Annotated in this window: 1 protein-coding gene; it reads right to left on the bottom strand. The window is 71.9% G+C overall.

Annotation, left to right across the window (positions count from 1 at the left end; translation table 11 throughout):
• A partial coding sequence (locus ACOADB_RS06575) for an aspartate aminotransferase family protein (RefSeq protein WP_378597160.1) occupies positions 1-662 on the bottom strand: 662 nt, incomplete at both ends.

Below are 662 nucleotides of genomic sequence, written 5' to 3'. Positions count from 1 at the left end.
CCAGTCCGTCGCGAAGACGGGCGCCCATCGCCGTCGCGTGCGCGAGCAGGCCGTCGGACTCGATCACGTCGAGCACGGCCAGCGCTGCCGCGGCCGCGACCGGGTTGCCGCCGAAGGTCGTGCCGTGGTTGCCGGGATCGAACAGCTTGCCCGACCCGTGCGTGGCGATGCACGCACCGATCGGGATGCCGCCGGCCAGGCCCTTGGCCAGGGTGACGATGTCGGGCACCACGGGTGCGTCGACGAGGTCGGGGTGCTGGTGGGCGAACCACGCGCCGGTGCGGCCGACTCCGGTCTGGATCTCGTCGAGCCAGAGCAGCGCGCCGTTCTCGTGCGCGATCCGCTGTGCAGACGGCAGGTAGTCGCGAGGCGGCACGATCACGCCGGCCTCGCCCTGGATGGGCTCGATGAGCACCGCGGCCGTCTGGTCGTCGACGGCGGCTTCCAGAGCGGCCACGTCGCCGTACTCGACGAAGACGACGTCGCCGGGCAGCGGCTCGAAGGGCTCGCGGTAGGCGGCCTTCGAGGTGAGGGCGAGGGCGCCCATCGTGCGGCCGTGGAAGGAACCCGTCGTCGCGACGATCTTCGTCCGGCCCGTACGACGGGTCAGCTTGAAGGCCGCCTCGTTCGCCTCGGCACCCGAGTTGGTGAAGAAGACGCGG

It is taken from the genome of Nocardioides sp. CPCC 206348 (genome assembly GCF_048654705.1).
Taxonomy (GTDB): Bacteria; Actinomycetota; Actinomycetes; order Propionibacteriales; family Nocardioidaceae; genus Nocardioides.
This window is presented reverse-complemented; position numbering and strand designations above follow the sequence as displayed.